Here is a 25,153-nt window from a genome sequence, read left to right as displayed (position 1 = left end):
ACAACCTGCGTGGAGCGGCTCTCGAAACAGGTCGACCAACCCGAGGGCGTGGCCGACCAGTCCGCTTTTGCTCGCCCGTCACCTTTCTCCGTCCGTGCAGGAGTTCGGCTTCGAGTTGGCCCTCTGTGCGCATCTCGAAGAGACGACGGACTCGCTCGTCGCCCGCCAACTCGGCGCGGCCGTCGCCTCGCCCGGCAGCCGAATCGTCGATACCGTCCTCGTCGAACCCGGTCTCGCGTTCGAGACACGGACGCGAATCACGCCGCACTCCATCCCTGCGCTGGCGATCGAGAGCGACGTGGGCGTCGGCTGTGCGACGTACTGGAAGGACGCCTTCGACTGCCACCCCGACGTGGCTCGCCGCGTCACCGACCGCGCCGTCGAACTCGGGTTCTTCGAGGCCGAGCGCCGCGGCAGTCGCCGATACGTCCGTCGGACGACGCGCTACCCCGAGAGCTGGTTCGCCCGTCTGGTCGGCGTCGAGAACAAGCCCGACCTCGGGCGACCGGGAGACCTCGAACGCCAACTCAGAACTGACGTGAGTCTCGCGCTGTTCGACGAGGTGGTGCTCGCCACCGAGAGTTACGTCACGCGCGCGCACCTGAACCGCATCCCCGAGGAGGTCGGCGTCTGGCGCTTCGACCCCGAGACGGGCGAGCGGGAAGTCGTCCGCGAGGCGACCACGTTGCCGATCAGCCGTTCGGGAATCGAACTGCTCGACGAACGTCCGCTTCGGACCGACATCGCCGTCGTCGGCGCGAACGGGAAGCGACGAAAGCGGCGGCGCATCGCCGAACGTGCCTACGGCAAGGGATGGCGGAACTACGCACTTCCGCCGTGTGCCCGGATGAACCCGACCGACGACGGTCGCCCGTACTGCGAGCACTTCGGCTCCGTCGTCGACCCCGGAAGCGACTGCGGCGAGTCGTGTCCGGAGTTCGAGGCGGGCGACGGTTCAAAACAGGAGTTGGACGCGATCCGCGCCGAACGCTCGCCGTGGGTTCGAGAACCCGCGGGTGTCGTGCGGCGACAGAGCGGGTTGGACCAGTTCGGGTGAGAGCTACAACACGTACTGCTCGCCGTCAACCGCCAACGGCTCCTCGAACGCCTCGTCCGTGGGGTAGAAGTGCGAGGTGTGGACCAAGCGGGTCTCTTTCGCGTTCAACTCCTCGGCCATCGAGAGCGCCCCCTCGCGGGTCATGTGTTTGTGGCCGAACGTCCGCGGGACGCCCTCGCTGTCGTGGTGGCGGCCGCCCGCCGGGTGGTGTTCGCAGAGCGTCGCCGGAACGATTGCGTCGGCGAGAAACAGGTCCGGGTCCGCGAGCGTCGCCCGCGAGTCCTCGGAGACGTCGTAGCTCGTATCGCCCGACAGCGAGAGCTTCGTGCCCGTCCGGGGGTCGGAGACGGCGAGGCCGTAGCAGAGAAGCGGCGGATGGTCGACGGGGACGAACGTCACGTCGAATCCACAGACGCGAAACGACTCGAACGGCGCTGCGTCGTGGACGCTGATTCGGTCGAGGTAGTGGTACTTCGAGCGAATCGTGTCGGCGACGCTCTCACCCGTCTGGGGGTCCGTCTCGTCGGCGGCGTAAACGGGCAAATCGTCGAAGATGCGGTAGGCGTTGCCGAGGCCGTCGAGGTGGTCAAAGTGGATGTGGGTGACGACCACCGCGTCCGGCAGCGGCACGTCGTGGTCGAGAAACTGGCTCCGGAAGTCGGGGCTGGCGTCGACGAGCAGCGACTCGCCAGTGCGTTCGTTCTCCACGTGAACCGAGAACCGCGAGCGCTCGACGCCGCGTTCGCGCGCCGTCCGGCAGGTCTCGCAGTCGCAGCCGACGGTGGGCGTCCCCGTCGTGTCGCCGGTTCCGAGGAGCGTGACGCGCATCAGTGCTGGTGGTCGTGCGCGTGGTCGTGGTCGTGGCTGTGGTCTGAGCCGTCGGCCGACTCGCCGTTGCCCGCGATGAGCGAGTCGGAGTCGTCCATCATGTCCATGTTCTTCAGGTTGTCCCGCTCTTCGAAGTCCTCGACGGCGTCGAGGATGTCCGTCTGCGTGAGCGACATCCGCTCCTCCGTGAGCGCCTCCAGCACCGCCTCGCGGAGCACCATCCGGAGGTCGCTGCCGGTGAGGCCCTCGGTCCGGTCGGCGACCGACTCGGGGTCGAACTCGGCGATCTCCATCCGCTGAGTGATGACGCGGAGGATGTCCGCGCGCATCTGCCGATCGGGTTTGGGGAAGTTGACGATCTCGTCGAAGCGCCGCCACGCCGCCGCGTCGAGCTGGTCGGGGTGGTTCGTCGCCCCGATGAGCAACACGTCGTCGCGGATGAGCGAGATGTCGTCGATGCTCTTCAGTAGGGTGTTGACCGCACGTTTCAGCGCCGCGTGCTCGTCGCTGCGGCGAGTTTTGGCCACCGAGTCGAACTCGTCGATGAAGAGAATACACGGCGAGAGCCGCTTCGCCACCTCGAACGTCTTCTCGACGTTCTTGGCCGTCTCACCGAGATACTGCGAGGTGATCATCGAGAGTTTGACCTCGACGAACGGGAGGCCGAGTTCGTGCGCGAGCGCGCGGGAGACGGTCGTCTTCCCGGTTCCGGGCGGACCGACGAACAGCAGTTTGCCGATCTCGCGCAGGCCGATCTCGGCGAGGTAGTCGCGGTGTTCGATGGCCTTGACGATCTTGCCGATCTCGCCCTCCTGGTCGCCGGTGAGCACGAGGTCGTCGAGCGTCATCTCGATCTCCTCGGGCGCGCGGACGTGGACGAGGTCGAGCATCTCGGCGTCGCCCTCCTCGTCGTCGGTGTCGAAGTACGCCTCCAGCAGGCTGTCTATCCAGACGCGGTCGGCGTGGATGGGTCGGTTCTGGTCTCTGGCCTCCTCGCGGGTGACGTCGACGTCTTCGCGGTCCTCGGCGGCGAAGGCGATAGTCGGGTTCGTCACGAGACGGTCGCGGTCGGCGCGCGTGAGGTACCACTCCAGCGCCATCTCCGGTTGGGTGAACGAGAGCGTGCCGGAGAACTCCGTCCGGTCGGTGAACAACAGGTCCGAGATGGCCTCCCACGGGTGTTCGACGCCGGTGGCCGTCCGGGCGTCGGTCTCGGTCACCGAGAGCGGGCGTTCGACGCCACCGAGCGGTTCCACCTCGTCGGAGGCGGTGTCGGGTGCGTCGCCGTCGCGCTCGGCCCAGAACACGCGTCGGTAGCGTGGCGGGAGGTCGTTCTCGTCCAACTCCCGGTTTTCCGTGTAGATGTGGGCCGTGAGGAGGAATTCGACGACTTCGAGAGCCGGGCTACTCATCCCCGAGAATTAGCTGCCAGAGAGTCTTAATACCGTCGAACCCGCGCCAGCGTCGGCCTCGTGAACCACGCCAACTATCGGTCCGCGACCACGCCTCCGCCGACGTCGCCGAGGAGCTGTTCGCCGTCGACGGCCGAACCGAACGGCCGAAACCGGACGACGACGGCGACGGGACAGGCGACTCTCGATAAACTCGATTTCTCCGACCCCGGGTTCTCCCACGTTTATCAGGATAGACCCCGGAGGGTCAGGTATGCCAACACCAGTCATCGCGGCCGCGCGGCGGACCGCACAAGGCAAGGGCGGCGGCGTCTTCGAGGACGTCCGCAGCGAGGACCTATCGATTCCGCTCATCGATACGATTCTCGACGAGACGGGGCTCTCCGGCGACGACGTCGACGACCTGATGTGGGGCGTCGCCCAGCAGCGCGGCGAGCAGGACAACAACGTCTCGCGCGTCATCGCGCTGCTATCGGAACTCGGCGAGGGGACGCCCGCGACGACCATCAACCGCTGGTGCGCTTCCTCGATGCAGGCGGTCATAAGCGCGAGCGACGCCGTCGCCGCGGGCAACCGCGACGTCATCGTCGCCGGCGGCGTCGAGAACATGTCGCGCGTGCCGATGGACGGCGACTCCTATCAGCATCTCCACCCCGAACTCTCCGAGCGCTACAACGTCTTCCAGCTCCAGATGGGGATGACCGCCGAAAAGGTCGCCGAGAAGTACGGCGTCAGTCGGGAGGAGCAGGACGAGTACGCGCTCCGTAGCCACGAACGCGCCGCGGCGGCGACCGACGAGGGCTACTTCGACGACCAGATCGTCCCCATCGAAACGGAGGATGGCGTCGTCGAGGAGGACGAGGGCATCCGCCGCGACACGTCGCTGGAGACGCTTGCGGGGCTGTCGCCGGCGTTCACCGGCGACGGCACCGTGACGGCGGGCAACTCCTCGCAGATTTCGGACGGCGCGGCGGCGACGCTCGTCACCAGCCGCGAGTTCGCCGAGGACCACGGCCTCGATATCATGGCCGAAATCGGCACCAACGCCGTCGCGGGCGTCGACCCGACGGTGATGGGTATCGGCCCGGTCCCGGCGACGCGGAACCTCCTCGAACGGAACGGGCGCTCCATCGACGACTACGACCTCGTGGAACTGAACGAGGCGTTCGCCTCGCAGGCCGTCTACGCCCGCGGCGAACTCGGCATCGACGAGGAGAAGTACAACGTCAACGGCGGCGCAATCGCGCTCGGTCACCCGCTCGGTGCCAGCGGCGCGCGCCTGCCCGTCGCGCTCGTCCACGAGATGATTCGACGCGACGTCGACCGCGGATTGGCGACGCTCTGCGTCGGCTTCGGACAGGGCGCGGCCATCGAGTTCTCGCGGTAGAACCGCGGGAGCGAAGCGACAGCGAGCGGACGCGGGCCGAGGAGGGTCCGACCGGACGGGAGGACCCGACGACGGCTTTTGGTCGAGCTTTTGCCGAGCGACCGAGCGCCAGCGAGGGAGCGCAGGGCAAAAGGTCGTCGTGGCAGGGCACGGCCATCGAGTTCTCGCGGTAGAGCCGCGAGGGCGAACGGCCCAGTTCCTCGGGTGACTCGGAGTCGCCCGAAACGGCAGGATGCGAGCCGACAGTCCCGTGACAGGCCCGAGGCTTTTGCAACTGGGCGTTGATGTATCGTGTAGAGATGAGTCGGAAAGAGCAGATAGAGCGTACTGCAACGAGCCGACGAGAACTGTTGCGTGCCGCCGGTGTCGGCGCGCTCGGCCTCACCTCGTTAGGCGCGTCCGCTTCGGTCGGGTCGGCGCAGGTGACGGTGACCGCGGCGATCTCCGACAACGCCCCCTCGTTCAGCGACGAGGACGACTACACCGGGCTGTTCGTCCACGTCCGGAGCGTCTCGGACGACCAGACCGCCGACAGACTCGACAGCTGTGCGTTCTTCGAGAGCGACGACGAGCCCCTCGTCTACGTCGCCCGCCTCATCGACCGCACGACCGAGGACCACCCGAGCGAGGAGACGCTGCTGTACACCCTCGAAGGGACCGACGAGATAGACGTCGGCAACCTCTACGTCGTCAACAGACAGCAGTCCTGCGACGGTCCGCTGGTCGAGCTCTCGATGGAGTCCGTCGGCGGCAGTCCCATCGAGGTCTCGAACGGAACGGGAGGCGGCGACACCACGGGAGAGGAGAGCCCTGCGGACGACGAAGCGACCGACGAGGCGACTGACACGACCGCCCCGGGGTTCGGCCCGCTCGCAGGAGTGACAGGAGTCGGGAGCGCGGCGCTGCTGTTTCGCCGCCTCGGCGGCAGCGACGAGTAGCGCAGGTTCCGAGTCGGTGCGAGTTTCGAATCCGTGCGAGCCCCGAATCGACGTTCGCCCGTAGTGAGAGACGTGCTACTGCTTATAGGGGTGGGTGAGTTCTCTTCACACAACCAGTATGTCGGAGGCACACGGGGCTGTGGGCGAAGGCGTGACTCGACGGCGGCTGATTCGTGCCGCGGCATCGGGGTCGGGGACGACGACGGTCGGGCCGACGTTCGTGGAGTCGGTCGACGGGCGGCGGGAGGCGACGACGCTGACCGCGGTGACGACGGCCGCGACGACGCTCGAGCGCGACGACCTCACCGGCCTGTTGTTGTATCTCGCCGCCGACGAGCGCGGCGTCGACATCGAGACCGACGAGCGCGGTCGACGACTCGCGGACGATGCGGGGGGTCGACGGTACGAGGCCCTCGTCGTCGACAACACCGAGAGCGGGACGCGGACCGCGACGGTCGACCTGCTCGTCGACGCGCCGGCGGTACCCGACGCGGGATCGCTGTTCGTCGTCACCCGCCAGCGACGCGACGGCGACGACGCCCGGTTGACGCTCGAACGAGTCGGCACCGAGCGCGTCGAGCAACCGGAGCGCGCGCGGGCGAACCTCGCCCCCACGACCCGGACAGCGACTCGGGGTGCGCCGGCGACAGGGTCGGACGCGCGCGACGCAGTCGCGGCGGTCGCCGGAATCGGAGCGGGGCTCGTCGGCTTCGGTGCTGCGCTCTACGCGCTCGGCCGACGGTCCGGAAACCGATAGCGGCGCGACCCCGCAGTCGTCGAGCGGGGATCCGACTCTCTCGGACGCTCCGTCGACGTTCCGACTTCGACCCTCGGAGTACTCGTCGAGCGTCGCGGCCGACGACGACGGAGTCGAACGCGGCGTCTCAGTCGTCGCCTTACAGTACGTGTTCGTCGACCTCAGCGTGACGAGTCCGAATCGAACGATTTCGGCTCCGCGACGGCGCGCACGGGAGCACCGTCGACGCCGACGAACGAGAGCGGGTACGCGTGGAGGCGGAACCGGTCGGGGAGGTCGGCGCGGCAGAGACGGAGGTTCTCGAAGAGCAGTCGGTCCGCGCCGAGCAACGCCCGGTGCGCCGGGAGCTCCGCACTGTCGAACGGGTCGGGGCTGGCACAGTCGAGCGCTACGTCGTAGCCCCGGTCGGCACACCACGCCGCCGCGTCGGGCGAGAGCGACGGATGTTCGTAGTATTCGTCTGTCCCCCAGTAGCTGTCCCACCCGGTTCGGAGGACGAGAGCGTCGCAGTCGGGGTGCGGGTCGGCCGCGTCGAGCGCCGCAGGCGACACCGTCGCTCCGGCGTCGAGCGGTCGGAGGTCGACGACTCGCGCGTCGAGTCGGAAGCGCGAGACGGGAAACGCCGAGAGCGGGTCGCCGTCTTCGAGCACGTGCGACGGCGCGTCGACGTGCGTTCCGGCGTGTGTTCCGAGTCGGAGGTCGGTGACCCGGTACCCGTCGGCGGCGTGCGTCGCGTGCGGGTCGAGTCGGACCGATGGGTCACCGGGGTAGACGGGCGTCGCATCCAAGAGCGGGTGTGAGAGGTCCTCCATACCCGCCGATTCGGAGTCGACACTCAAGAATCGCACTCGCTACCGCTCTTCGGGGTGGACGTACTCCATCGCTTCGCGAACCGCGTCCTGTCGGCCGAGGAGCGTGATGCGGTCGCCCTCGCGCAGCGTGTAGTTCGCCGATGGAACCTCGGTCTCCCCATCGTGAGAGACGAGCGCGACGAGACAGCCGTCGGGGAGGCTGGTGCCGAGGTCCCCGATCTCCTTGCCGACGAGGTCGGCGGCGGTCACCGCGATTTCCTGGACGTCGCCGCTCTCGCCGAGTTCGTCCATCCAGGTCGACAGCGCGGGTCGCTCGATGTAGTCGTCGATGGACTGGGCGGTCGCGACCGTCGACGAGATGGCCTCGACTCCCAACTCCTGGAACGCGCGGGCGTTGTCAGGGTCGTTCGCACGGGCGATGACGGTCTCGGGGTCGAACTTCGACTCGGCCAGTTGGGTGACGAGCAGGTTCACGTCGTCGTCGCCGGTGGCCGCGACGACGACCTTCGCGTTCACCGCCCCGGCGTCGGCGAGCACCTGCGTGTCGGTGGCGTCGCCCGCGTGGACGGTGAACCCCTCGTTGCGGGCGATTTCGACGATTTCGGGGTCGTTCTCGATCAGTACGACGTCCTCACCACGGGCTTGGAGGCGTTCGGCGAGCGTCCGGCCCACCTTACCGCCCCCGATGACGAGTATACGCATTGGAATCACATCGAGGCGTTGGGCGATCTGTCGGGCGAATCCGCCCTCGAAGACGACGGTCGCGAGGATGACGAGGAAGACGGTTCCGACGAGCGTGTTCGCCGCAGCGGTCATCCCCATCGCGCGGAGTTCGATGGCGAACAGCGTCGCGACGGCGGCGGGGATGATACCGCGCGGCGCGACGAAGCTCATGAACAGTTTCTCGTTGCGGGTGAACCGGTCGCCGACGGTCGAGAGAAACACCAGCGCCGGCCTGATGACGAGCGCGATGAGCGCGACGACGAGCGCACCTCGCGCCCCCAACTCTCGGAGCGTATCGAAGTCCAAAAGCGCCGCCAGCGTGATGAAGACGAACGAGAGGACGACGAGCGTGATGTCGCCCTTGAAGTCGAGTATCTCGTCTTCGTACGGGATGTCTGCGTTGCCGAGGAGGACACCCGCCGTCGCGACGGCGGCGACCCCGGCCTCCGTCGCGATGGTGTCGGCCGTCCCGTAGGCGACGAGTGCGCCCGCCAGCACCAACAGACGAGCGTTTTTGGGCGCGTTCCCCGGCGAGAGGTCGACGTAGCGGAGCGCGTAGTACAGCACGCCGGCGACGACGGCGCCGACGAGGAGACCGATACCGAGTCGCTCTGTGAAGTGCTGAACCAACTCCGTGGGGCCGGAGATGCCGGAGACGATGGCCTCGAAGATGACGACCGCCAGGATGGCCGCCGTCACGTCGTTGACGATACCCTCGGTCTCCAACGCCGCTTCGACGCGGCTACGCGTGGGGACGACTTCGAGAATCGGGCTGATGACGGTTGGACCGGTGGCGACGAGCAGCGACCCGACGAGGAAGGCGATGGCCCACCCCGTCTGCAGCAGGTAGTGAACGGCGGCGGCCGTCGCGACCAGCGCGAGCACCGCCCCGACGGTCACCAATCTAAGCGCCGCTGCCGGCGCCTCACGGAGTTTGTCGACGTGGAGATGAAACGCCCCCTCGAAGACGATGATCGCCACGGAGAGACCGACGATGGCCGACAGCGCGTTCCCGAACGAGTCGGGGGTGATGACGCCCAGTATCGGTCCCATGACGATTCCACCGGCGATGAGAAAGAGGACACTCGGGATACGGAATCGGTCCGAGAGCACCTGTGCGACGACACCAACGCCGATGATGGTGGCGACGAGCAGGAGGAGATTACCCCCACCTCCGGCGGCCATTAGCGGTCCTCCATGTGATTTCGACGACGCCCGGGAGGATTATAATGGCACCCGTTCCGGAGTATCTTAGACACGAGGCGCCGGTTCCCGGTGAAAGCACGGCATCACCGGTCACGTACGGTCGCTTCCGGCGAACGCGTCGACGGCGACCGAGTCGTCGGCTTCGGACTCCAGACGGTCGGCGACTCCCGGTCAGTTCGCCGCCTGCGGTTCGTACAACAGGTCGACCTCGTCGGCGTATCGGTCGAGAATGTTGCGGCGTTTCTTCTTCATCGTCGGCGTCATGAGGTCGTTGTTCTCGGTGAACTCCTCGGGGACGAGGCGGAACTTTTTGATTCGCTCGTAGGACTCGAACTGTTCGTTTGCGGTCTCGACCTCGTCCTCGACGCGCTCGTACACGCGGTCGTCTCGGCAGATGGCTCTCGGGTCCTCGGGCAGGTCGATTCCCTCGCGCCTCGCCCACTCGCGGACGCCGTCGAAGTTCGGGACGACGAGCGCGCTGACGAACTTCTGGCCGTCGCCGAGCACCAGACACTGCTCGACGAGCGCGCTGGAGGCGAAGACGTCTTCGATGGGTCCGGGGGCGACGTTCTTCCCCGTCGAAAGCACCAGAATCTGCTTGGCGCGTTCGCGGAAGGCAATGTAGCCGTTCGGTCGAATCTCGACCACGTCGCCGGTGCGGAACCAACCCCCTTCGTCGAACGCCGCTTCGATCTCCTCGGGGCGGTTCCAGTACCCCTGCGTGACGTTCGGACCCTTCACGAGCAGTTCGCCTACGTCGCCGGCGACCGACTCGCGCGTCTCCCTGCCGACGACGGTGTCGTCGACGCGAACCTCGACGCCGTGGACGGCCGGACCGATGGTCCCGATTTTCGGCTCCTCGGGCGGGTTGACGGCGACGACGGGCGATGTCTCGGTCAGGCCGTAGCCTTCGAGGATGGGCAGTCCCATCCCGTGGTACAGCGCGCAGAGTTCCGCCGAGAGACTGCCGCCGCCGCTGATGAAGAAGTCGATTCGACCGCCGAGCGCCTCCCGTACCTGCTCGAAGACGAGTCTGTCGGCGATGCGGTGTTTCGCCGTCAGCAGCGTCCCCGGATTCTCGGTCGTGTGATACTCGCGGCCGACGCCGGTCGCCCACTCGAAGATGCGCTCTTTGACGGACGACTCCGAGGCTTGCGTCCGAATCGTGTCGTACAGTTTCTCGTAGACGCGGGGGACGCTCGTCCCCACGGTCGGGCGAACGAGTTGGAAGTCCTCGCGGAGCGTGTCGGGACTCTCCGCATACGCCACCGTGGCACCCGCCGCGAACATCAGGAAGTGCCCGGCGAGGCGCTCGAACACGTGCGCCAGCGGCAGGAACGACAGCGTCGTTGACTGGTGGTCGATGACCGGCAGGTCACCTTTGTCGCGGCGGGGACCGAAGCGTCGGTAACACTGGTTGACGTTCGAGCGGAAGTTCCGGTGGGTGAGTTGGACGCCCTTCGGTTGGCCGGTCGTTCCGGAGGTGTAGATGAGACTCGCCAGGTCGTCGGGGTCGCGGGCGTCGAGCCACGACCGATACTCGGATTCGTCGAAGCGGTTCGCACCCCGGTCGTGGAGGTCGCCGAGCGTGAGGATATCGTCGCGGTCGCGGAGCGCTCCGCCCATCCCGCTGCCGTCGGCGAGGTCGTCGACGACGACGATGAACTCCAGGTCGAGGTCGTCTTCGACGGCGAGCACCTTCCGGAGCAACTCGGCGTTCTCGACGACGACGCCAGAGGCGTCGGGGTCGTCGAGCAGATACCTCACTTGCTGCTCCGAGGACGAGGTGTAGACGGTGGTGACGACGCCGCCGGCGGCGAGAACCGCGAAGTCGGTCTGCGCCCACTCCATCCGGGTGTGACAGAGGATGCCGACCCGGTCGCCCGTTTCGAGGCCAAGGTCGCGGAACCCGGCAGCGAGATTGCGGACGACGTCGCGCATCTCGGCGTAGCTGACCTCGCCGTACTCGTCGGCCGACGCCGCCGGCACCACGTCCGGCGCGAGCGACCGGTCGTAGATGCCGCCCTTGTACCGCTGTGCGATGCGGTTGGCGTTGCGTTCGGCGCTCTCTTCGAACATCACGGGGAGCGTCGTTCGACCGATGACCTCGCTGTCGTACGCCGCTTCCGCGTCGCGCCATTCCATACCACGCAGATACGGTCTTCCACATTTAAAAGAATGTACGGTTCCGAACACGACAACGGGGCGTGCGTTGCACGCGATCGAACGGAATCTAACGCGGAGAATCAGCCGTGAGCGCTGTCGGTGCTACTCGCGCTGACCGTCGCGGTAGTCGAGATACCCCAGCACGCCGCGGACATTCAGTCGCTCCTCGGCTGTCGCTTTGCGTTCGCCCCAGGTGTCGGCCATGTCGGTGTGTTCGACGAAGTGGTCGATGACCGCCTCGTCGTCGTCGAGCACCCCGCGTCGACGGCGGACCGCTTCGACCCACTCGACGAGGATGCGCTTGTACTCGCTCATCAGTTCCTCGCTGAACTCGCAGGGGCCGAAGTGGCCGAAACACAGCACCTCGGGGTCGCGTTCGACGATGACGTTGACGTCTTCGAGGCACCGTTCGAGGTCGAACTGCGACGGCGGCGACGTCTGGCGGATCTTGTTCTCGCTCGGTATCCAGATCCCGGCGGCGTCGCCGGTGTAGAGTGCGTCCGACGCGCGGTCGTGGAACATCACCTGATGGGGGGCGTGTCCCGGCGCGTGAATCACGTCGAGCGTTCGGTCACCGAGGTCAATCTCGTCGCCACCCACCAGCCCGTCGATGCGGTCTTCGGGGACGGGTTCCGGTTCGGCGTAGAACTCCCACTGGTCCTCGACGGCGGCTTTCGTCCCCTCGACGAGTCGCGAGGGGTCGACGAGGTGGCGGACGCCGATGTCGTGACAGAGCACCGTCGCGTTCGGACACGCCTCGGCGAGAAAGCCCGCACCGCCGGCGTGGTCGAGGTGGACGTGCGTCGGGAGGATGTACGCCACCGCCTCGGGGTCGATTCCCACCTCGTCCATCGCGTCGAGGATGTACTCGTAGTGGGTGCCGATGCCGGTGTCGATCACCGCGGGTCGGTCGGCGTCGACGAGGTAGACCGACCCGTACGCCTCGGTGTCGTACATGCCGGTGTCGACGTAGTACGTGTCCTCGATACCGGGAACTGGAGCGACGTCGCCGATTGCCATGTACCGTTGGCGTCCGCGGCGGAGAAAAGCGTTCGGACGGTGATAGGCGACGGGCGCGTAGTGATGGCCGGCGGGCGCGACGATGAGACGACGACGCGAGACCGACGATGAGACGACGGCACACGGATGCGACACGGTTTTGCCGGGGCCGACTGAATCTCGCACAAATGCTCAGCAGACAGTACCTCCGGGAACACGCCGAGGAGGTCCGGACCGCCCTCGACCAGCGAGGGATGGACGACGTGGACCTCGATCGAATCCTCGCCGTCGACGAGGAGTGGCGCTCGCTCAAGAGCGAGGGTGACGACCTGCGGCACGAGCGCAATCAGGTGTCGAGCAAGATCGGGCAACTGAAAGCCGAGGGCAAAGACGACGAGGCCGACGAGGCCATCGCCCGCTCGCAGGAGCTGAAGGAGGAACTCCAGACGGTCGAAGCGCGCGCCGACGAACTCGAAGCCGAACTGCAGGAGGCGCTGCTCGAACTGCCGAACGTCCCCCACGAGGACGTCCCCGTCGGCGACGACGAGAGCGACAACGTCGAGGAGCGCCGCTGGGGCTTCGACGACCTGCGCGAGTTACCCGATGAGGTGACGCCGCACTACGAACTCGGCGAGGAACTCGACATCATCGACGAGCAGCGCGCCGCGAAGACGACGGGGGCGGGCTTTTACTTTCTTAAAGGCGAGGGTGCGATGCTCGAGCACGCGCTCGTCCAGTTCTTCCTCGACGTCCACCGCGAACAGGGGTACGTCGACTTGTTCCCACCGATTCCGGTCAAGAGCACGTCGATGGTCGGCACCGGCCAGTTGCCGAAGTTCGCCGAGGACGCCTACCGCATCGGCGGCAGCGAGACCGAAGACTACGACGATGACGACCTGTGGCTCTGTCCCACCGCGGAAGTGCCGGTGACGAACATGTACGCCGACGAGATTCTGCTGAAGGACGACCTGCCCCTCAAGCACCAGGCGTACACGCCGAACTTCCGGCGCGAGGCGGGCGAGCACGGGACCGAAACCCGAGGTATCGTCCGCGTCCACCAGTTCAATAAGGTCGAACTCGTCAACTTCGTCGAACCCGAGGAGAGTTACGACCGCCTCGACGCGCTGGTTGAGGAGGCCGAGGAAGTGCTGAAACGGCTCGGCCTCCCGTACCGCGTGCTGACGCTCTGCACCGGCGACCTCACGTTCGCGTCGGCGAAGACGTACGACATCGAGGTGTGGGCACCAGGCACCGAGAGCGACGACGGCCCCGAGCGCGGTGGCCGGTGGCTCGAAGTGTCGTCGGCGTCGAACTTCGAGGAGTTCCAGGCGCGCCGCGCCGGACTTCGATACCGCCCCGAGCGCCACGAGTCGGCGGAGTACCTCCACACGCTCAACGCGTCGGGGACGGCCGTCGGGCGCGTGATGGTCGCGCTGCTGGAGTACTACCAGAACGACGACGGAACCGTCACGGTTCCTGAAGCCCTTCGCCCGTACATGGGTGGCCGAGAGGTCATCGAAGGCCACGAACCGGTCGGCGAGAGCGCCGTCGGTGCCGGCAAGAAGGACTGAGAGCCGCTTAGCTCTCTCTCGCGAACGTCCGGAGTTCGGCGACGACGCCGTCTTCGAACCGATGCACGTCGACGAAGTCGAACAGTCGCTCGCCGTCGGCGTCGAGGAGGCGACCGCGGACGACGAGCTCCGAACCGTCGCCGTTCTCGTACACCTCGTCGAGTTCGTGGCACGTCCGCTTGTTCGGCCGGTCGTCGCGCATGAAGGAGACGAACGCCTCGCGGCCGTCGAGCGTGCGGTCGGGGCGGTCGTGAACGAACGTCGGCGCGAGGAGATCCGAGAGCGCCGAGTAGTCGTGCTCGTCGAGCGCCGAGTAGTACGTGCGGACGACGGCGACGTGGTCCATGTACCGTCACTCCGTGGTGGTTCCGTATGATGGTTTTGGCGAACAGGCGAGCGTCCTCGTTACCTGTGTCGCGCGCCGGTTGCTCGCGCTCCCGCCTCGACCGGCGCGCGTCGAGTCGTCAGATCACGGAGCGAGGTGGTTCCGTCATCGTTCATAAACGCTCGCAGTTGGTTGTCGTGGAGTCGACTCGCCGGTCGACGGTCGGCCGACGAACGAGGTGCTTTTCTTCAGGGGTCGTCCATCTCCGGTGTGGAGCTTCACGTCCGGTACGAGGGCGACGACGACCCGACCAAGTGTACGGCGAGGAAACTCGCCCGATTCGACCTCGCGGAGTTACATCGCACCGACCGGGCCGCACCCCGCGGCGTCATCCTCAACCCGCACGCAGACCAGGCGCTGTCGCCCGCCGACGAACAGCGGGCGGCCGACCGTGGACTCGTCGCGCTCGACTGCTCGTGGGAGTCTGCCGAGCGCGCGATGTTCACTCTCGGCGGCATCCACCGCGCGTTACCGTTTCTCGTCGCCGGAAATCCGGTGAACTTCGGCCGTCCGATGGAACTCACGACCGTCGAGGCGATGGCGGCGGCGCTCTGTATCTTCGGTTACGACGACTACGCCGAGGAGATTCTCTCGAAGTTCACGTGGGGGCACACGTTTCTGGAACTCAACGAGGAACCGTTGCGACGCTACGCGGCGTGTTCGGATTCGACCGAAGTCGTCGAAGTGCAGGGCGAGTATCTCGATAGGGAGTGAGCGGCCGTCGGACGGGAGTATCGGAAGAAATCGAAAATACCGAAAAGTCGTCTCTACGGGTCGTCAGCGACCGGCCGGCTGCGTCCGGTCGGCGGGCGACGAACGCTTCAGCATCGCGCCGACTGCGCCGCCGACCGCGCCGGGGATGGCGTAGAGGCCGAGGAACAGGAGGGCGACGAGCGCGAACGAGAGGCCGACGAAGCCGAGGAGCACGGTCCCCAGTACCGCCAGCACCGCGTACACGAGTATCGCGCCGATGGTGGTCGCGACGATACCGTTGACGGCTCCGTTACCCATTCCGTGACCCGCGACGTACCCGGCGGCGAGTCCGCCGAGGACGCCCGTCACGCCCCAGCCGATGACGGGGAGCGTGAGGTCGGTCAGCGGAATCGCGTTGCCGCTGAGCAGTCCGAGTACGAGCGTGACGACGAACCCGATGGCGATTGCGCGCCAGTTCAACTCTGCCATAGCAGAAGAGAGAACGCGACGTAGAATCTTGAACTCGTCTGACGGTTCGACGGACACTCCGAAAAACGGAGATACGGGCCGCAGTTCAGCCCTTCGCCCACGCGCCGACCGCACCGGCGAGCGCGCTGTCGATGGCGAAGAGGAGGGTGATAACCGCGCCGACGACGAGGATGCCGCCGCCGGCGACGAGACCTCCGAGGGGACCACCGGCGAAGCCGAGCAGTCCGCCGAGCAGCGCGACGAAGACGGTGAGGACGATGCCAGAAATCGAGCCCGCGACGAGGCCGTGCCACGCGCCGCGGCCGAGACTCCCGCCCGCGAGGTAGCCCGCGGCGAACCCGCCGATGAGGCCCGCGCCAATCTGTCCGACTATCGGTACCGAGAGGCCGACGGCGCCGACGACGAGGAGGACGACGAAGCCGACACCGACCGCGCGCCAGTCAGTCATAGGAGAGCGTAGCGCGTCCGAGGGGAAAAGCGTCGTGCCGATTCGTCGGGTTCGGTTGCGCGGCGTTCGGAGACGGTGAGTCGAACGCTCCCGTGAAACGTCGGCACACGGGCAACACGAACGAACGCCCTTTAGTACGCTCGTCGTCAAGAGCGAAGCATGATTTTCGAGAATCTTCCGACGACACCCCGGTCGGAGGAACTCATCGACAAGGCGTTCTCGCGGGCGGCGCGGGCCGGACGGGCCAAGACAGGTTTGGAGGCCCAGGAGTCGATGCTCCAGACGGCGGCGAACATCCTCTCGGACAACGTCCAGAACGTCGTGACGGCGTGGCCGGACTTCGAGACGGTCGACCCCTTCTACTACGAACTTGCCGACGCCGTGCTCCGTCGACAGGGTACGTTCGCCTCGAAGAACGACGAACTCGAAGGCGACGGCGGCGTCGACACGCTGCGCCAGAGCCTCGCCAACCTCACGTGGGCCGGCCGCCAGATCAAGGAACTGCACCGCGAGTATATCTCGAAACTCCGCCGCAGTAACACCGACACGGCGCGAAAACACCGAAAGCAGGCGTTCGCGCGGATGGCCGACATAATCGAGCAGGTCGAAGACGACCTGCTGCGCGTCAGCGAGGCGCGCGACGCGCTGAAGAATCTCCCGGACGTGCGCCCCGACGAACCGGCCATCGTCGTCGCGGGCTACCCGAACGTCGGCAAGTCGTCGTTCGTCAACACCGTGACGCGCGCGAGCAACGAGATCGCTTCCTACCCTTTCACGACGAAGGGCGTGCAGTTGGGTCACTTCGAGCGCAACCGCATCCGCTACCAGATCATCGACACGCCCGGTCTCCTGGACCGTCCCGAAGCCGAGCGAAACGACATCGAGCGGCAGGCGGTTAGTGCGCTCGAACATCTCGCCGACGCCGTGCTGTTCGTCGTCGACGCCAGCGGCGACTGCGGCTACCCGCTCGACGCACAACTCGAACTGAGAGACGAACTGCAACGGCGCTTCGACGTCCCCGTGCTCACCGTCTGCAACAAGAGCGACCGCTCGACGGACGTCGACGCCGACGCTTACATGAGCGTCACCGAGAGCGAGGGCGTCGACGACGTGCTCGACATGGCCGTCGACGCCGTCGGCTTCGAACCGGACATCCCGCCGTCGCGGCGCGAGTAGCGGGAGATCGGTGACTCCGTCGGAAATCTCGACAGTCGAGAGGGTTAGATACGGAGGCTGGGTTCGACGGACGTTCGGCGGTTCTCTGTCCGTCGTCGAAAAAGCGGTAGTGGGTGAGTAGTGTTCGGGCGACTACCTTCTGCCGGCGGCTATCCCGGCAGCGGCGTGCCGGGTCCCGTCGGCTTCTCGTTCTCCTCCGAGTCGCCGCGATTGAGGATTGCATCTCGTACCCGGTCAAACGCCGATTTGTCCGTGCGGATGATGGGCGAGTGCATACTGCACCCTGTGTTAGTGCGTGTCACACTTAGGTCTGGCGGGAGCAGTAACTCCCACTCTCCGAGAGCGGGGGAGCGCTCGGCGCGAGAGACGCGCCCTCTCTTCAGCGAGACCGTTGAAACCGCCCGCCGACTACGGAACCCGTCACCGAGTACCGGTTTCCAGCGAGGCCGGATCAGTCGATCTCTCGCCGGAGAACCACGGCCTCGTACGGCTCTTCGAGCGCCTCCTCGTCGGCGTCGTCGGCGTCGTCGACCGCTCCTGTCCGGAGCAGTCGCTCGGCCTGTCGTCGATGGACCCGGCGAGCGGCGTCGACGGTCGCCGCGTCGGCATCGAGCGCGTCGACGAGAGAGACGCGCGAGACGGCCGACCCGGTGACCGCCTCGTCGACGAGGAACGCCCGCCCATCGTCGGTCTCTTCGGCGCGGAGTTCGACGAGTCGGTTCCGGTCCGCCACCGTCCCGATGGGGTTCTCTGACATCACGGATGGGTCGGCCGCCTGCCAGTTAAAACGTGGCTCGCGACCCCCCAGGGCGGCTGGCAGTAGCACCGCTCCGAGAGGGCAGAGTCGGCCTTCGCTCGGAGTTTGCCGCGGTAGTACAGCCAGAACGGGACCAAAAGTGTCACCGGAAAGAAGACAATAGCTGCGATTGCGGCCGGCGGGAGCAGCACGAAGAGAGCGAACGTCCGCCACGAAACGAGCGTGTCGCGGGGCAGACGATCGGATGTCGCCGTCGGAACAAGAGGGTTGTGAACGTCGAGAGACGCTCGCGGCGGTGCGAGCGAAAGGTGGGGAGGTGAGCGTCAGCGGAACCGAATCAGTGCGTCGGACGGGGGAGGGGGAAGGGCGTCAGCGTGGGAACCGCGGGCGAATGGTGGAGGGAGGTAGCGTCAGCGGGGACGACCGAACCGTTCTGCGTTCAATCGACCGAGTGCGTCGCCTGCACCGTCACGGCCGTCAGTTGGCCGTGTATGTCGCTTGCACCGTCACGGCCGCTCAGTTGGCCGTGTACGTCGCCTGCACCGTCACCGTGACGGAGACCGGTCCGGGTCGAACGCTCGTCTCGGCCGCTCCGGCGTCGCTGGCCGTCTCGTACCGAGGCGAGTAGGGGTCGGTCGCGCCCGTAGTCGACAGGGTTCGCACCTCGCCGAGTTCGAGACCGGCGGCCGAAGCGAGACTCGACGCCTCGCCCTCGGCGTCGGCGACGGCGGACTCGACGGCCTCCTCGCGGAGTTCGGCGCGCTTCTCGTCGCTCAGGGTGAACTGGACGCCGTCGACGCGGGAGGCCCCGTTGTCGACGGCGACGTCGATGAGTTCGCCGGCGCGGTCGGGCGTGGTCTCCACGCGGAACGCGTGGCGGGCGGTGTAGCCGTCGACTCGGCGCTCCTCGCCGCTGTGGTCGTAGTCGGGCTGGACGGCGTAGTACTCGGTCGTGATGGCGTCCTCGTCGACACCGGCGTCGATGAGCGCCGAGACGAGCGTGTCGGAGCGGTTGGCGGCGGCGTCGCGCGCCTCGTCAGCGCTGTCTGCGCTCACTTCGACGGTGGTCGTGAGAACCGCGAGATCCGGGTCGGCGGTGGCTTCGCCCGTACCGGAGACCGAAATCGTTCTGTCAGCGGCGGCGGCATCGCCGGTGTCGTCGGCGGCCGCCGTCCCGCCATCGGCCTGGAGCGGACCGAGGCATCCGGCGAGCAACAGCAGTACGGCGAGTGCGAGCGGAATCAGTCGTGAACGCATGAGAGACTGATGGACTGCTCAGGGTATCAATCCGCGCTAAGCACAAAGAGTGGTTTGAGTTATCGTCGAGAGAGCGGCGGCGAGGGGAGCAGCCACGAAGAATCGTCGGCGAGGAAACGGAGACTGAGAACCGACCCGGAGCCAGCGACGAGTCGAATCCGTCACCGACGCGGCGTCGGTCGGCGGACCGACCCGGGCACGGACGACCCGCGGCTCACACCGACCGGTTCGTACACCACGACCCGCACGTCCGTCCCGGTCCGGTCGAGGATGCGGTCACGTAACGCGTCGGCGTACGCCGACGGCGCGTCGTCGGCGTGAAGGACGACGGTCGTCGGCTCCCGGAAGACCCCCTCGGACTCGTACTGGACGGTGAGCGAGACGGGACGCACGTCGCTCTCGGCGACGACGTCGCGGACGTCGCGCTCGAAGGCGGCGTTCTCGCGCTGGTCGAGCGTCGTCAGCGCGACGACCGACGAGACGACGAGCAGCCCCACCACGAGCACCGCGACACCCCGCGTGAGATACTGCCGGGCGCGCTTGCGTTCGACCCAGCCGTCGGGGCGGTACTCCGACAGCCACAGCGCGAGGATACACGTGAGATTTATCGAGAGCACGTTCACGAGCACGAGAACCGCCGCGCCGAGCGCCGTCTCCGGGGACCCGTAGGCGAGGCCGAGGCCGACGACGCCGCTGGGCGGAACGACCGCGGCGGCGACGGCGACGCCCACGAGACCGGTGTTGACGCCGGCGGTGACTGACAGTCCGGCGGCGACGCCCGCCGCCAGCGCGATGAACAGCGTCAGCGAGTTCGGGTCGGAGAACTCGTCGACCTGTCCGAGCGTCGCGAGCTGTACCTCGGGGAGCACGAGCAAGCGAAGCGACGCCGCGAACACCGCCGCGCCGCCGATGACGAGGACGAGGCCGCCGAGCTGACGGGCGAGGCCGCGCCGGACGAGTTCGTCGTCGCCGACGATGCTGCCGACGCTGACCGCGACCGCGGGGCCGAGAAGCGGCGCGATGACCATGCTCCCGGTGATAACCGTCGGACTGTCGAGGAGCAGCCCAGCGGTGGCGAGGACGGCGCTCACGAGCGCGAGGACGGCGTAGACGGGTGTCCGGTGGAGCGCGTCTCGCATCTGCGCTCGAAGTTCGTCGACCGACACCCGGTGTGCGGGGTTCTCGTCGTCGTCGGTCTCGGGCGTTCGGTCGGAGACGATGGTCTCGACGTCGGTGACGGCGACGTAGCCGTCCTCTTCGACGCCGGCGTCGCGCAGCAGGTCGACGACGGACTCGACTCCCTCGGGTTCGACCGGCACGAACAACACGCCCGCGAACTCCCGACCCGACGCCTCGCTCAGCGCGAAGTCGATCTCCTGCTCGCGGAGCGCGTCGGTGGCGGCTTGCCGCGAGCCGACCGGTAGCATTGCCTGAATGAACCGCATCGGTCGCAGTACTCGCTTCGGGGTGGTAAAGCCCGCCGACGACCCGGCGGGAAGCAGTCGACCCCAAGGGACGACGAGACGGCACGTATCGGCAGTCGGGGGTCTCAGTTCGTCGGGGGGGTCTCAGCCTGTCAAGTCAGTTCTCAGTCGCTGGTGGAGACGTCCGCCGCGACGTAGCGGACTTCGACGGTGACGTTGCGGAGATCGATCGTCCCGAACGGTGCCTGTGCGTTGGCCCGAATGCGGTCGAGGAGCGTCTCCGCCAGCGGCGGCGGCTCGGTGTCGACGGGATGGCCGACGGTGACGACGACGCGAGCGGGCTCTTCGAAGGGGAGCGAGTCGTCGTACGCGACGCGCAGATCGAGGAGCGTCAGTCGGTCGTACTCGGCGAGCGTCGAGACGACGGCCTCCTCTGCGGACTCCTCGAAGGAACTCGTCCGGTAGTCCGCGTAGGTGACGGCACCAAGAAACGCCGAGAGCAGGAGGATGGACACACCGAGCACCGCGATTCGCTTCAGCGTCTCGTGTCTGGCGATGTCCTGCTCGAAGAACTGAATGGGGCGGTAGCCGGAGTACCACAGCACGCCGAGGGCGGTGAAGTTTATCGAGAGGTAGTTGACGAGCACGAGCACGAACGAACCCAGCACCGCGACGGGGCGACCCCACGCGAGCCCGATGCCGACGACGGCGACCGGCGGGACGAGCGCGGCGGCGATCATGACGCCGACGATGGCCGCCGAGACGCCCGAGGAGATGGCCAACGCGCCGGCGACGCCCGCGCCGAGGGCGACGACTAACGACATCACGTCGGGGGCGAGACGTAAGTTGATCTGGTGGACATGAAACACCTGTTGGGGGCCGAACGGGACGACGCCCGTCGTCCGCAGGAACAACGCGAACAGCGCGGCGGCGACGATGGCGAGCAGCCCGCCGCCGACCTGGAGTTTGAGGCCGCGCACGAAGAGGTCGCGGTCGTCGACGACCGTCCCGACGCTCGTCGCCATCGCCGGCCCGATGAGCGGCGCGATGACCATCGACCCGACGATGATCGCGGCGTCGTTGAGCAGGAGTCCGGCCGTCGCGACGACGGCGCTCACCGCGGTCAGAACGACGAACGTCGTCGTCTCCGGCAGGAGGTCGGACGCCCGCGCGACGAGTTCCTCGCGGGCGATCCGGCTGTCGTCACCCTCCTCCTCGGCGTACTTCTCGCGGAGTTCCTCGAACTGTCTGGAGACGACGGTCTCTGCGTCGAGGACGACCGTGTACGCGTCGCGCTCGATACCCGCGTCGCGGAGCTTCTCCAACACTGGTTCGACCGCGTTCGTCGGCAGCGGAATCGAGACGATAGCGATGTACTCCCGACCGCTCGTCTCCTCGGAGAGCGCGTAGTCGAGTCCCTCGTCGTCGAGGAGGCCGAGAGCCGCCTCGCGTTTCCCCGTCGGAACCATCACTTGAACGAGTCGCACACGCCGTACACAGGGCGGGAAGGGAAATATCCTGAGGCGTGAACCCTCGACGAGACGTTCAGGAGACGAGATGAGCGTTCAGTTCGGCCGCAGACGCTGCAGTACTGGGGTTTCCGCGAGTTTCTCCGCGTCGAGCGCGTCCCAGTCGACGCCGTCGGGCCGGTCGTACCGCGTCTCGGTCCGAACCGTCCGTTCGGGCGTCACCAAAAGGTCCAGCGGCACGTCGTGGGCGTCGGGCGTCACCTCGGCGGCGTCGACGACCTGGAGTTCGTGGACCGTCGTCGCCACCGTCGTTCCGTCGTCGACGGCACCGAGTTCCCGAAGCACCGCGAACTCGAGGTCGCTGTACCCTTCCCCTTTCCCGACGCGCGCGCCGCCCTCGGTGACGGCGACGCTCCCGGCGACGATGAAGTCGACGTGCGGCATCTCGTCGGGGTCGACGGGGACGCCGTGCTTCGCCGACCCGGAGATGGTCGTCGCGGCGTCGATATCCTCGATTTCCGCCGGATCGAGTTTCAGAAACGGCATCTCGTCTCGGAGTCGCGGGACAGCCATGTAGACGGTTTTGCCGTCGCGGAGCGCACGTCGTCGGACGGTCAGTTGCGGGGCATCGGGGTTGGCTTTCACCGTCTCCGCCACCCGCCATTCCTCGGTGTCGGCGAGTTTCTCGGCGGCGTCGCTCGCCCCGGCGAAGTTCGTGATTCGCCCCTCCGGCGGGTACGGAAATCGGTTGACACCCTCTGAGTCGAGGGTGGCCCAGATACGCTCGCGGAGCTCCTGTTTCTCCATCGTTCGGCAGTTGGCGCGGCGGCGTCAAAACGTTCCGTCTTCTCTCGAAACGTTCCGGCGTCTCTCGGTCCGTCGTCCGCGCGCCCGGCGCGCCGGACTCGCCGAGAGACGCGTCCCGCGCCGTTTATCCGCCCGTGCGAAGTAGCGGGCGTATGTTCGAGAACCGACCGAACCGCGACGCCGAGGTGGTGTTCGTCGGGCGGTCGAACGTCGGGAAGTCGACGCTGATGCGCGAGTTGACCGGCCACAACGGGTTCAGCACGGGGAAGAAACCGGGCGTCACCCGCAAGCCGAACCACTTCGACTGGGCCGCCGAGAGCTTCATGTTCACCGACCTTCCCGGATTCGGTTTCATGTCCGGCGTCGAGGAGGGCCGTCGCGAGCAGATCAAGACGGACATCGTCCGCTACATCGAGGAGAACGCCGACTCGATTCTCTCGGCCGTCCTCGTCGTCGACGGCAAGAGCGTCGTCGACATCATCGACCGCCACACGAACGACGACGAGATTCCGCACGACGTGGAGATGTTCTACTTCCTCGACGAACTCGACGTTCCCGCAATCGTCGCCGTCAACAAGATGGACAAAGTCGACGACAGAGACGAGCGACTGAACGACCTCTGCGACCGACTCGGCCTCTTCCCGCCGTGGGAGCAGTGGGAGGGTGAAGTCGTCGCGCCCATCAGCGCCAAGCGCGGGAGCATCGAACCGCTCAAGGAGGCGCTGCGGTTCCACTTCCACGAGGCCAAGCGCGACGACCTGCTGAAGTTCGTGAAGTGAACGCGGCGACTCGGCCTGTCTCTCGACATCGCCACGGGACTGCCGTTCCGGCACACTCCATACATACTGTCCGAACTGTTCTTATATTGCCAAAAATATGCATACACATTTTATCACCCTTCGTGCTGTCCTCACCTCGCCGGTGAGAACCATGGCCACGAAACAGACGGAGACACCGCTCTCCCACCACATCACGACCGAACAGTACGCGAAAATCGCCGACATCGCCGCTCGCGAAGAGCGGTCGGTCGAAGAACTCCTCGCCGATGTCGTCGATGGGTACATCGAGGAGTACGAGGCAAACGGCGACGTCGACACCACCGAGACGAAGGGGCGGCTGCACCCGCAGACTCGGGTGGGCCGTCACTCCAGTTACTTCTGACGCCGCGGCGTTCCGACCGCGAAGGACCGCTTACGCGACTCGGTTGACCATCTCTTCGCCGTCACGAACGCGCTCGACGTTCTCGCGGATCAGTCCGGCGATGTCGCGGTGGTACTCGTTCGTCATCGCGCCGACGTGCGGCGTCAGCACGACCTGCTCGAACCCCCAGAGCGGCGAGTCTTCGGGTAGCGGTTCCTCCGCGAACACGTCGAGACCCGCGCCCGCGATCTCGCCCTCGCGAAGCGCCGCGACCAGCGCCTCCTCGTCGACGACGGGGCCGCGCGCGACGTTGACGAGATAGGCGTCCTCGCGCATCGCCTCGAACTCCGCCGCGCCGACGAGTCCCTCCGTCTCGGGCGTCAACGGCGTCGCCACCGCGACGAACCGCGCGTCGGCGACGGCTTCCGAGAGCCTGTCGGGTGTGTACACGTCGTCGACGCCGTCGGCGGGGTCGCCCGAACGCCGGACGCCGACGACCTCCATCCCCAGTCCGTTCGCGCGTTCGACGATACCCGTCCCGAGCGTTCCGAGACCGACGACGCAGATACGCTCGCCATCGAGGGTGAACGGGCGCTCGTACGGCAGGCGCGTCCACTCCCGCTCGTTCTGCGCGTCGCGGTAGACGTGGAGGCCGCGGGCGAACGCGAGCATCATTCCGGCGACGGTTTCGCCGATGGTCGTTCCGTGGATGCCCGTGCTGTTGGTCAGCGCGACGCTCTCCGCATCGTAGGCGTCGACGTCGAACTCGTCGTAGCCCGCGCGGACGCAGTGGACCCAGTCGGCGTCCAAGAAACCGGTTCCAGGGCCGAACGCGACGACGGCGTCGCCGGAGTCGAACTCGGTGCCGTCTTCGACTCGTTCGACCGGCACGTCGAGGTCCGACAGCGCCTCGGCGAGCAGCGACGCCGGGAAGGCTTTCTCGACCGACTCGTGTAGGGCGATTCGAGAGAGATGCATACGGGGGACGTCGCAGAGGGCGCTCCTGAACGTTTCGAGGTCGGCCGCGTTCGCCGCAAGTCGACGTGTGGCCGCGGCTCTCGCGACTGAAGGTGGGCGACTCGGAGTGAGGGTGTCGTCACAAGGGGCTCGGTGGGGGTAACCCTCGTCACTGTCGCCCGTCGGGGCTACGCCGGGCGGGGTTTTGACCGTCACGGTCCGTCTCCGTCGTATCGGCACCCGCGCCGCGTTCACGACTCGCGTCGCCGCGTCGGTGACTTCTCCCCGCGCATCG

General features: G+C 67.0%; 26 protein-coding genes. 9 read left to right on the top strand and 17 right to left on the bottom strand.

All coding sequences use genetic code 11. The features are described 5' to 3' along the window. Positions 1–94: 94 nt before the first annotated feature. Complete coding sequence (locus LAQ74_RS16540; protein WP_224333660.1) at positions 95–1,057, top strand: DUF5787 family protein; 963 nt, start codon at positions 95–97, stop codon at positions 1,055–1,057. 3 nt (positions 1,058–1,060) lie between these two features. Here the strand turns inward: LAQ74_RS16540 and LAQ74_RS16535 are convergent, their stop codons facing one another. Together LAQ74_RS16535 and LAQ74_RS16530 are read right to left on the bottom strand one after the other, a co-directional pair. After that, positions 1,061–1,885, bottom strand: a complete 825-nt coding sequence (locus LAQ74_RS16535) for an MBL fold metallo-hydrolase (protein ID WP_224333659.1) — start codon at positions 1,883–1,885, stop codon at positions 1,061–1,063. After that, on the bottom strand, positions 1,885–3,297 hold the full coding sequence (locus tag LAQ74_RS16530) for an ATP-binding protein (protein ID WP_224333658.1): 1,413 nt from the start codon (positions 3,295–3,297) through the stop codon (positions 1,885–1,887). The genes LAQ74_RS16535 and LAQ74_RS16530 overlap by 1 nt, the downstream gene beginning before the upstream one ends. 253 nt (positions 3,298–3,550) lie before the next feature. Here LAQ74_RS16530 and LAQ74_RS16525 point away from each other — a divergent pair, with 253 nt between their 5' ends. The 3 genes from LAQ74_RS16525 (at position 3,551) to LAQ74_RS16515 (ending at position 6,379) form a co-directional block, all read left to right on the top strand. Then, positions 3,551–4,684 carry a thiolase family protein gene (locus tag LAQ74_RS16525; RefSeq protein ID WP_224333657.1) on the top strand — a complete coding sequence of 378 codons (1,134 nt, stop codon included), beginning with the start codon at positions 3,551–3,553 and terminating at the stop codon, positions 4,682–4,684. Positions 4,685–4,983: 299 nt separating this feature from the next. Further along, the gene (locus tag LAQ74_RS16520) at positions 4,984–5,622 is read left to right on the top strand and encodes a hypothetical protein (RefSeq protein WP_224333656.1); all 639 of its coding nucleotides are present in this window, start codon (positions 4,984–4,986) and stop codon (positions 5,620–5,622) included. Positions 5,623–5,740: 118 nt separating this feature from the next. After that, positions 5,741–6,379, top strand: a complete 639-nt coding sequence (locus tag LAQ74_RS16515) for a hypothetical protein (protein WP_224333655.1) — start codon at positions 5,741–5,743, stop codon at positions 6,377–6,379. A gap of 161 nt (positions 6,380–6,540) precedes the next feature. On the opposite strand, the gene LAQ74_RS16510 is transcribed toward LAQ74_RS16515, so the two are convergent. The 4 genes from LAQ74_RS16510 to LAQ74_RS16495 all read right to left on the bottom strand — a co-directional run bounded on the left by LAQ74_RS16510 (position 6,541) and on the right by LAQ74_RS16495 (position 12,306). Next, entirely contained in the window at positions 6,541–7,191 is a 651-nt protein-coding gene (locus LAQ74_RS16510; RefSeq protein WP_224333654.1) for a cyclase family protein, read from the bottom strand. A gap of 39 nt (positions 7,192–7,230) precedes the next feature. Continuing rightward, a complete protein-coding gene (locus tag LAQ74_RS16505; RefSeq protein WP_224333653.1) occupies positions 7,231–9,099 on the bottom strand; it encodes a cation:proton antiporter domain-containing protein in 1,869 nt (622 codons plus the stop codon). Positions 9,100–9,291: 192 nt separating this feature from the next. Continuing rightward, complete coding sequence (locus LAQ74_RS16500) at positions 9,292–11,265, bottom strand: AMP-dependent synthetase/ligase (RefSeq protein WP_224333652.1); 1,974 nt, start codon at positions 11,263–11,265, stop codon at positions 9,292–9,294. 123 nt (positions 11,266–11,388) lie between these two features. Continuing rightward, the gene (locus LAQ74_RS16495; protein WP_224333651.1) at positions 11,389–12,306 is read right to left on the bottom strand and encodes an MBL fold metallo-hydrolase; all 918 of its coding nucleotides are present in this window, start codon (positions 12,304–12,306) and stop codon (positions 11,389–11,391) included. Positions 12,307–12,473: 167 nt separating this feature from the next. Between LAQ74_RS16495 and serS the strand changes: the two genes are divergently transcribed. Next, the gene (gene serS, locus LAQ74_RS16490) at positions 12,474–13,856 is read left to right on the top strand and encodes a serine--tRNA ligase (protein WP_224333650.1); all 1,383 of its coding nucleotides are present in this window, start codon (positions 12,474–12,476) and stop codon (positions 13,854–13,856) included. A 7-nt stretch (positions 13,857–13,863) separates the two neighbouring features. Here serS and LAQ74_RS16485 read toward each other — a convergent pair whose 3' ends face one another. Continuing rightward, on the bottom strand, positions 13,864–14,202 hold the full coding sequence (locus LAQ74_RS16485; protein ID WP_224333649.1) for a nuclear transport factor 2 family protein: 339 nt from the start codon (positions 14,200–14,202) through the stop codon (positions 13,864–13,866). A gap of 249 nt (positions 14,203–14,451) precedes the next feature. On the opposite strand from LAQ74_RS16485, the gene LAQ74_RS16480 reads away from it, so the two are divergent. Then, positions 14,452–14,955 (top strand): DUF367 family protein, encoded by a 504-nt coding sequence (locus LAQ74_RS16480; RefSeq protein ID WP_224333648.1) that lies wholly within the window; start codon positions 14,452–14,454, stop codon positions 14,953–14,955. Positions 14,956–15,018: 63 nt separating this feature from the next. Here LAQ74_RS16480 and LAQ74_RS16475 read toward each other — a convergent pair whose 3' ends face one another. Continuing rightward, positions 15,019–15,423, bottom strand: a complete 405-nt coding sequence (locus LAQ74_RS16475; protein ID WP_224333647.1) for a DUF5518 domain-containing protein — start codon at positions 15,421–15,423, stop codon at positions 15,019–15,021. Positions 15,424–15,508: 85 nt separating this feature from the next. Then, positions 15,509–15,871 (bottom strand): DUF5518 domain-containing protein, encoded by a 363-nt coding sequence (locus tag LAQ74_RS16470; RefSeq protein WP_224333646.1) that lies wholly within the window; start codon positions 15,869–15,871, stop codon positions 15,509–15,511. Positions 15,872–16,030: 159 nt separating this feature from the next. Here LAQ74_RS16470 and LAQ74_RS16465 point away from each other — a divergent pair, with 159 nt between their 5' ends. Beyond that, positions 16,031–17,047 (top strand): NOG1 family protein, encoded by a 1,017-nt coding sequence (locus tag LAQ74_RS16465; RefSeq protein ID WP_224333645.1) that lies wholly within the window; start codon positions 16,031–16,033, stop codon positions 17,045–17,047. A 149-nt stretch (positions 17,048–17,196) separates the two neighbouring features. Here the strand turns inward: LAQ74_RS16465 and LAQ74_RS20410 are convergent, their stop codons facing one another. The 7 genes from LAQ74_RS20410 to LAQ74_RS16435 all read right to left on the bottom strand — a co-directional run bounded on the left by LAQ74_RS20410 (position 17,197) and on the right by LAQ74_RS16435 (position 22,761). Continuing rightward, complete coding sequence (locus tag LAQ74_RS20410) at positions 17,197–17,322, bottom strand: hypothetical protein (RefSeq protein WP_255647706.1); 126 nt, start codon at positions 17,320–17,322, stop codon at positions 17,197–17,199. Between the two features lie 176 nt (positions 17,323–17,498). Beyond that, positions 17,499–17,804, bottom strand: a complete 306-nt coding sequence (locus tag LAQ74_RS16460; RefSeq protein ID WP_224333644.1) for a hypothetical protein — start codon at positions 17,802–17,804, stop codon at positions 17,499–17,501. Then, positions 17,804–18,040: a hypothetical protein gene (locus LAQ74_RS16455; protein WP_224337306.1), complete on the bottom strand. Its 237-nt coding sequence runs from the start codon at positions 18,038–18,040 to the stop codon at positions 17,804–17,806. Before LAQ74_RS16455 ends, LAQ74_RS16460 begins: the two co-directional genes overlap by 1 nt. 280 nt (positions 18,041–18,320) lie before the next feature. Beyond that, positions 18,321–19,061, bottom strand: coding sequence for an SIMPL domain-containing protein (locus LAQ74_RS16450; RefSeq protein ID WP_224333643.1), 741 nt, complete (start codon positions 19,059–19,061; stop codon positions 18,321–18,323). A gap of 161 nt (positions 19,062–19,222) precedes the next feature. Then, positions 19,223–20,506 (bottom strand): TIGR00341 family protein, encoded by a 1,284-nt coding sequence (locus LAQ74_RS16445; RefSeq protein ID WP_224333642.1) that lies wholly within the window; start codon positions 20,504–20,506, stop codon positions 19,223–19,225. A 143-nt stretch (positions 20,507–20,649) separates the two neighbouring features. Continuing rightward, complete coding sequence (locus LAQ74_RS16440; protein ID WP_224333641.1) at positions 20,650–21,972, bottom strand: TIGR00341 family protein; 1,323 nt, start codon at positions 21,970–21,972, stop codon at positions 20,650–20,652. Between the two features lie 78 nt (positions 21,973–22,050). Further along, positions 22,051–22,761, bottom strand: coding sequence for a 5-formyltetrahydrofolate cyclo-ligase (locus tag LAQ74_RS16435; RefSeq protein ID WP_224333640.1), 711 nt, complete (start codon positions 22,759–22,761; stop codon positions 22,051–22,053). 152 nt (positions 22,762–22,913) lie between these two features. Between LAQ74_RS16435 and engB the strand changes: the two genes are divergently transcribed. Together engB and LAQ74_RS16425 are read left to right on the top strand one after the other, a co-directional pair. Continuing rightward, positions 22,914–23,540 carry a GTP-binding protein EngB gene (engB, locus tag LAQ74_RS16430; RefSeq protein ID WP_224333639.1) on the top strand — a complete coding sequence of 209 codons (627 nt, stop codon included), beginning with the start codon at positions 22,914–22,916 and terminating at the stop codon, positions 23,538–23,540. A 151-nt stretch (positions 23,541–23,691) separates the two neighbouring features. Continuing rightward, positions 23,692–23,922 carry a hypothetical protein gene (locus LAQ74_RS16425; protein ID WP_224333638.1) on the top strand — a complete coding sequence of 77 codons (231 nt, stop codon included), beginning with the start codon at positions 23,692–23,694 and terminating at the stop codon, positions 23,920–23,922. A 30-nt stretch (positions 23,923–23,952) separates the two neighbouring features. Here the strand turns inward: LAQ74_RS16425 and ddh are convergent, their stop codons facing one another. Next, a complete protein-coding gene (gene ddh, locus LAQ74_RS16420; protein ID WP_224333637.1) occupies positions 23,953–24,879 on the bottom strand; it encodes a D-2-hydroxyacid dehydrogenase in 927 nt (308 codons plus the stop codon). Positions 24,880–25,153 lie beyond the last annotated feature (274 nt).

It is taken from the genome of Haloprofundus halobius (genome assembly GCF_020097835.1).
GTDB classification, from domain to species: Archaea; Halobacteriota; Halobacteria; order Halobacteriales; family Haloferacaceae; genus Haloprofundus; species Haloprofundus halobius.
Note: the sequence above shows the minus strand (reverse complement) of the source record. Positions and strands in the feature narration are given on the sequence as shown.

Coding starts and splice junctions, on each gene's coding strand:
- ddh (WP_224333637.1), bottom strand. CDS start 24,879: ATGCATCTCTCTCGAATCGCCCTACACGAGTCGGTCGAGAAAGCCTTC.
- LAQ74_RS16535 (WP_224333659.1), bottom strand. CDS start 1,885: ATGCGCGTCACGCTCCTCGGAACCGGCGACACGACGGGGACGCCCACC.
- LAQ74_RS16485 (WP_224333649.1), bottom strand. CDS start 14,202: ATGGACCACGTCGCCGTCGTCCGCACGTACTACTCGGCGCTCGACGAG.
- LAQ74_RS16465 (WP_224333645.1), top strand. CDS start 16,031: ATGATTTTCGAGAATCTTCCGACGACACCCCGGTCGGAGGAACTCATC.
- serS (WP_224333650.1), top strand. CDS start 12,474: ATGCTCAGCAGACAGTACCTCCGGGAACACGCCGAGGAGGTCCGGACC.
- LAQ74_RS16475 (WP_224333647.1), bottom strand. CDS start 15,423: ATGGCAGAGTTGAACTGGCGCGCAATCGCCATCGGGTTCGTCGTCACG.
- LAQ74_RS16525 (WP_224333657.1), top strand. CDS start 3,551: ATGCCAACACCAGTCATCGCGGCCGCGCGGCGGACCGCACAAGGCAAG.
- LAQ74_RS16530 (WP_224333658.1), bottom strand. CDS start 3,297: ATGAGTAGCCCGGCTCTCGAAGTCGTCGAATTCCTCCTCACGGCCCAC.
- LAQ74_RS16460 (WP_224333644.1), bottom strand. CDS start 17,804: ATGTCAGAGAACCCCATCGGGACGGTGGCGGACCGGAACCGACTCGTC.
- LAQ74_RS16510 (WP_224333654.1), bottom strand. CDS start 7,191: ATGGAGGACCTCTCACACCCGCTCTTGGATGCGACGCCCGTCTACCCC.
- LAQ74_RS16505 (WP_224333653.1), bottom strand. CDS start 9,099: ATGGCCGCCGGAGGTGGGGGTAATCTCCTCCTGCTCGTCGCCACCATC.
- LAQ74_RS16445 (WP_224333642.1), bottom strand. CDS start 20,506: ATGCGGTTCATTCAGGCAATGCTACCGGTCGGCTCGCGGCAAGCCGCC.
- LAQ74_RS16470 (WP_224333646.1), bottom strand. CDS start 15,871: ATGACTGACTGGCGCGCGGTCGGTGTCGGCTTCGTCGTCCTCCTCGTC.
- LAQ74_RS16450 (WP_224333643.1), bottom strand. CDS start 19,061: ATGCGTTCACGACTGATTCCGCTCGCACTCGCCGTACTGCTGTTGCTC.
- LAQ74_RS16500 (WP_224333652.1), bottom strand. CDS start 11,265: ATGGAATGGCGCGACGCGGAAGCGGCGTACGACAGCGAGGTCATCGGT.
- LAQ74_RS16435 (WP_224333640.1), bottom strand. CDS start 22,761: ATGGAGAAACAGGAGCTCCGCGAGCGTATCTGGGCCACCCTCGACTCA.
- LAQ74_RS16515 (WP_224333655.1), top strand. CDS start 5,741: ATGTCGGAGGCACACGGGGCTGTGGGCGAAGGCGTGACTCGACGGCGG.
- LAQ74_RS16425 (WP_224333638.1), top strand. CDS start 23,692: ATGGCCACGAAACAGACGGAGACACCGCTCTCCCACCACATCACGACC.
- LAQ74_RS16495 (WP_224333651.1), bottom strand. CDS start 12,306: ATGGCAATCGGCGACGTCGCTCCAGTTCCCGGTATCGAGGACACGTAC.
- LAQ74_RS20410 (WP_255647706.1), bottom strand. CDS start 17,322: ATGCACTCGCCCATCATCCGCACGGACAAATCGGCGTTTGACCGGGTA.
- LAQ74_RS16520 (WP_224333656.1), top strand. CDS start 4,984: ATGAGTCGGAAAGAGCAGATAGAGCGTACTGCAACGAGCCGACGAGAA.
- engB (WP_224333639.1), top strand. CDS start 22,914: ATGTTCGAGAACCGACCGAACCGCGACGCCGAGGTGGTGTTCGTCGGG.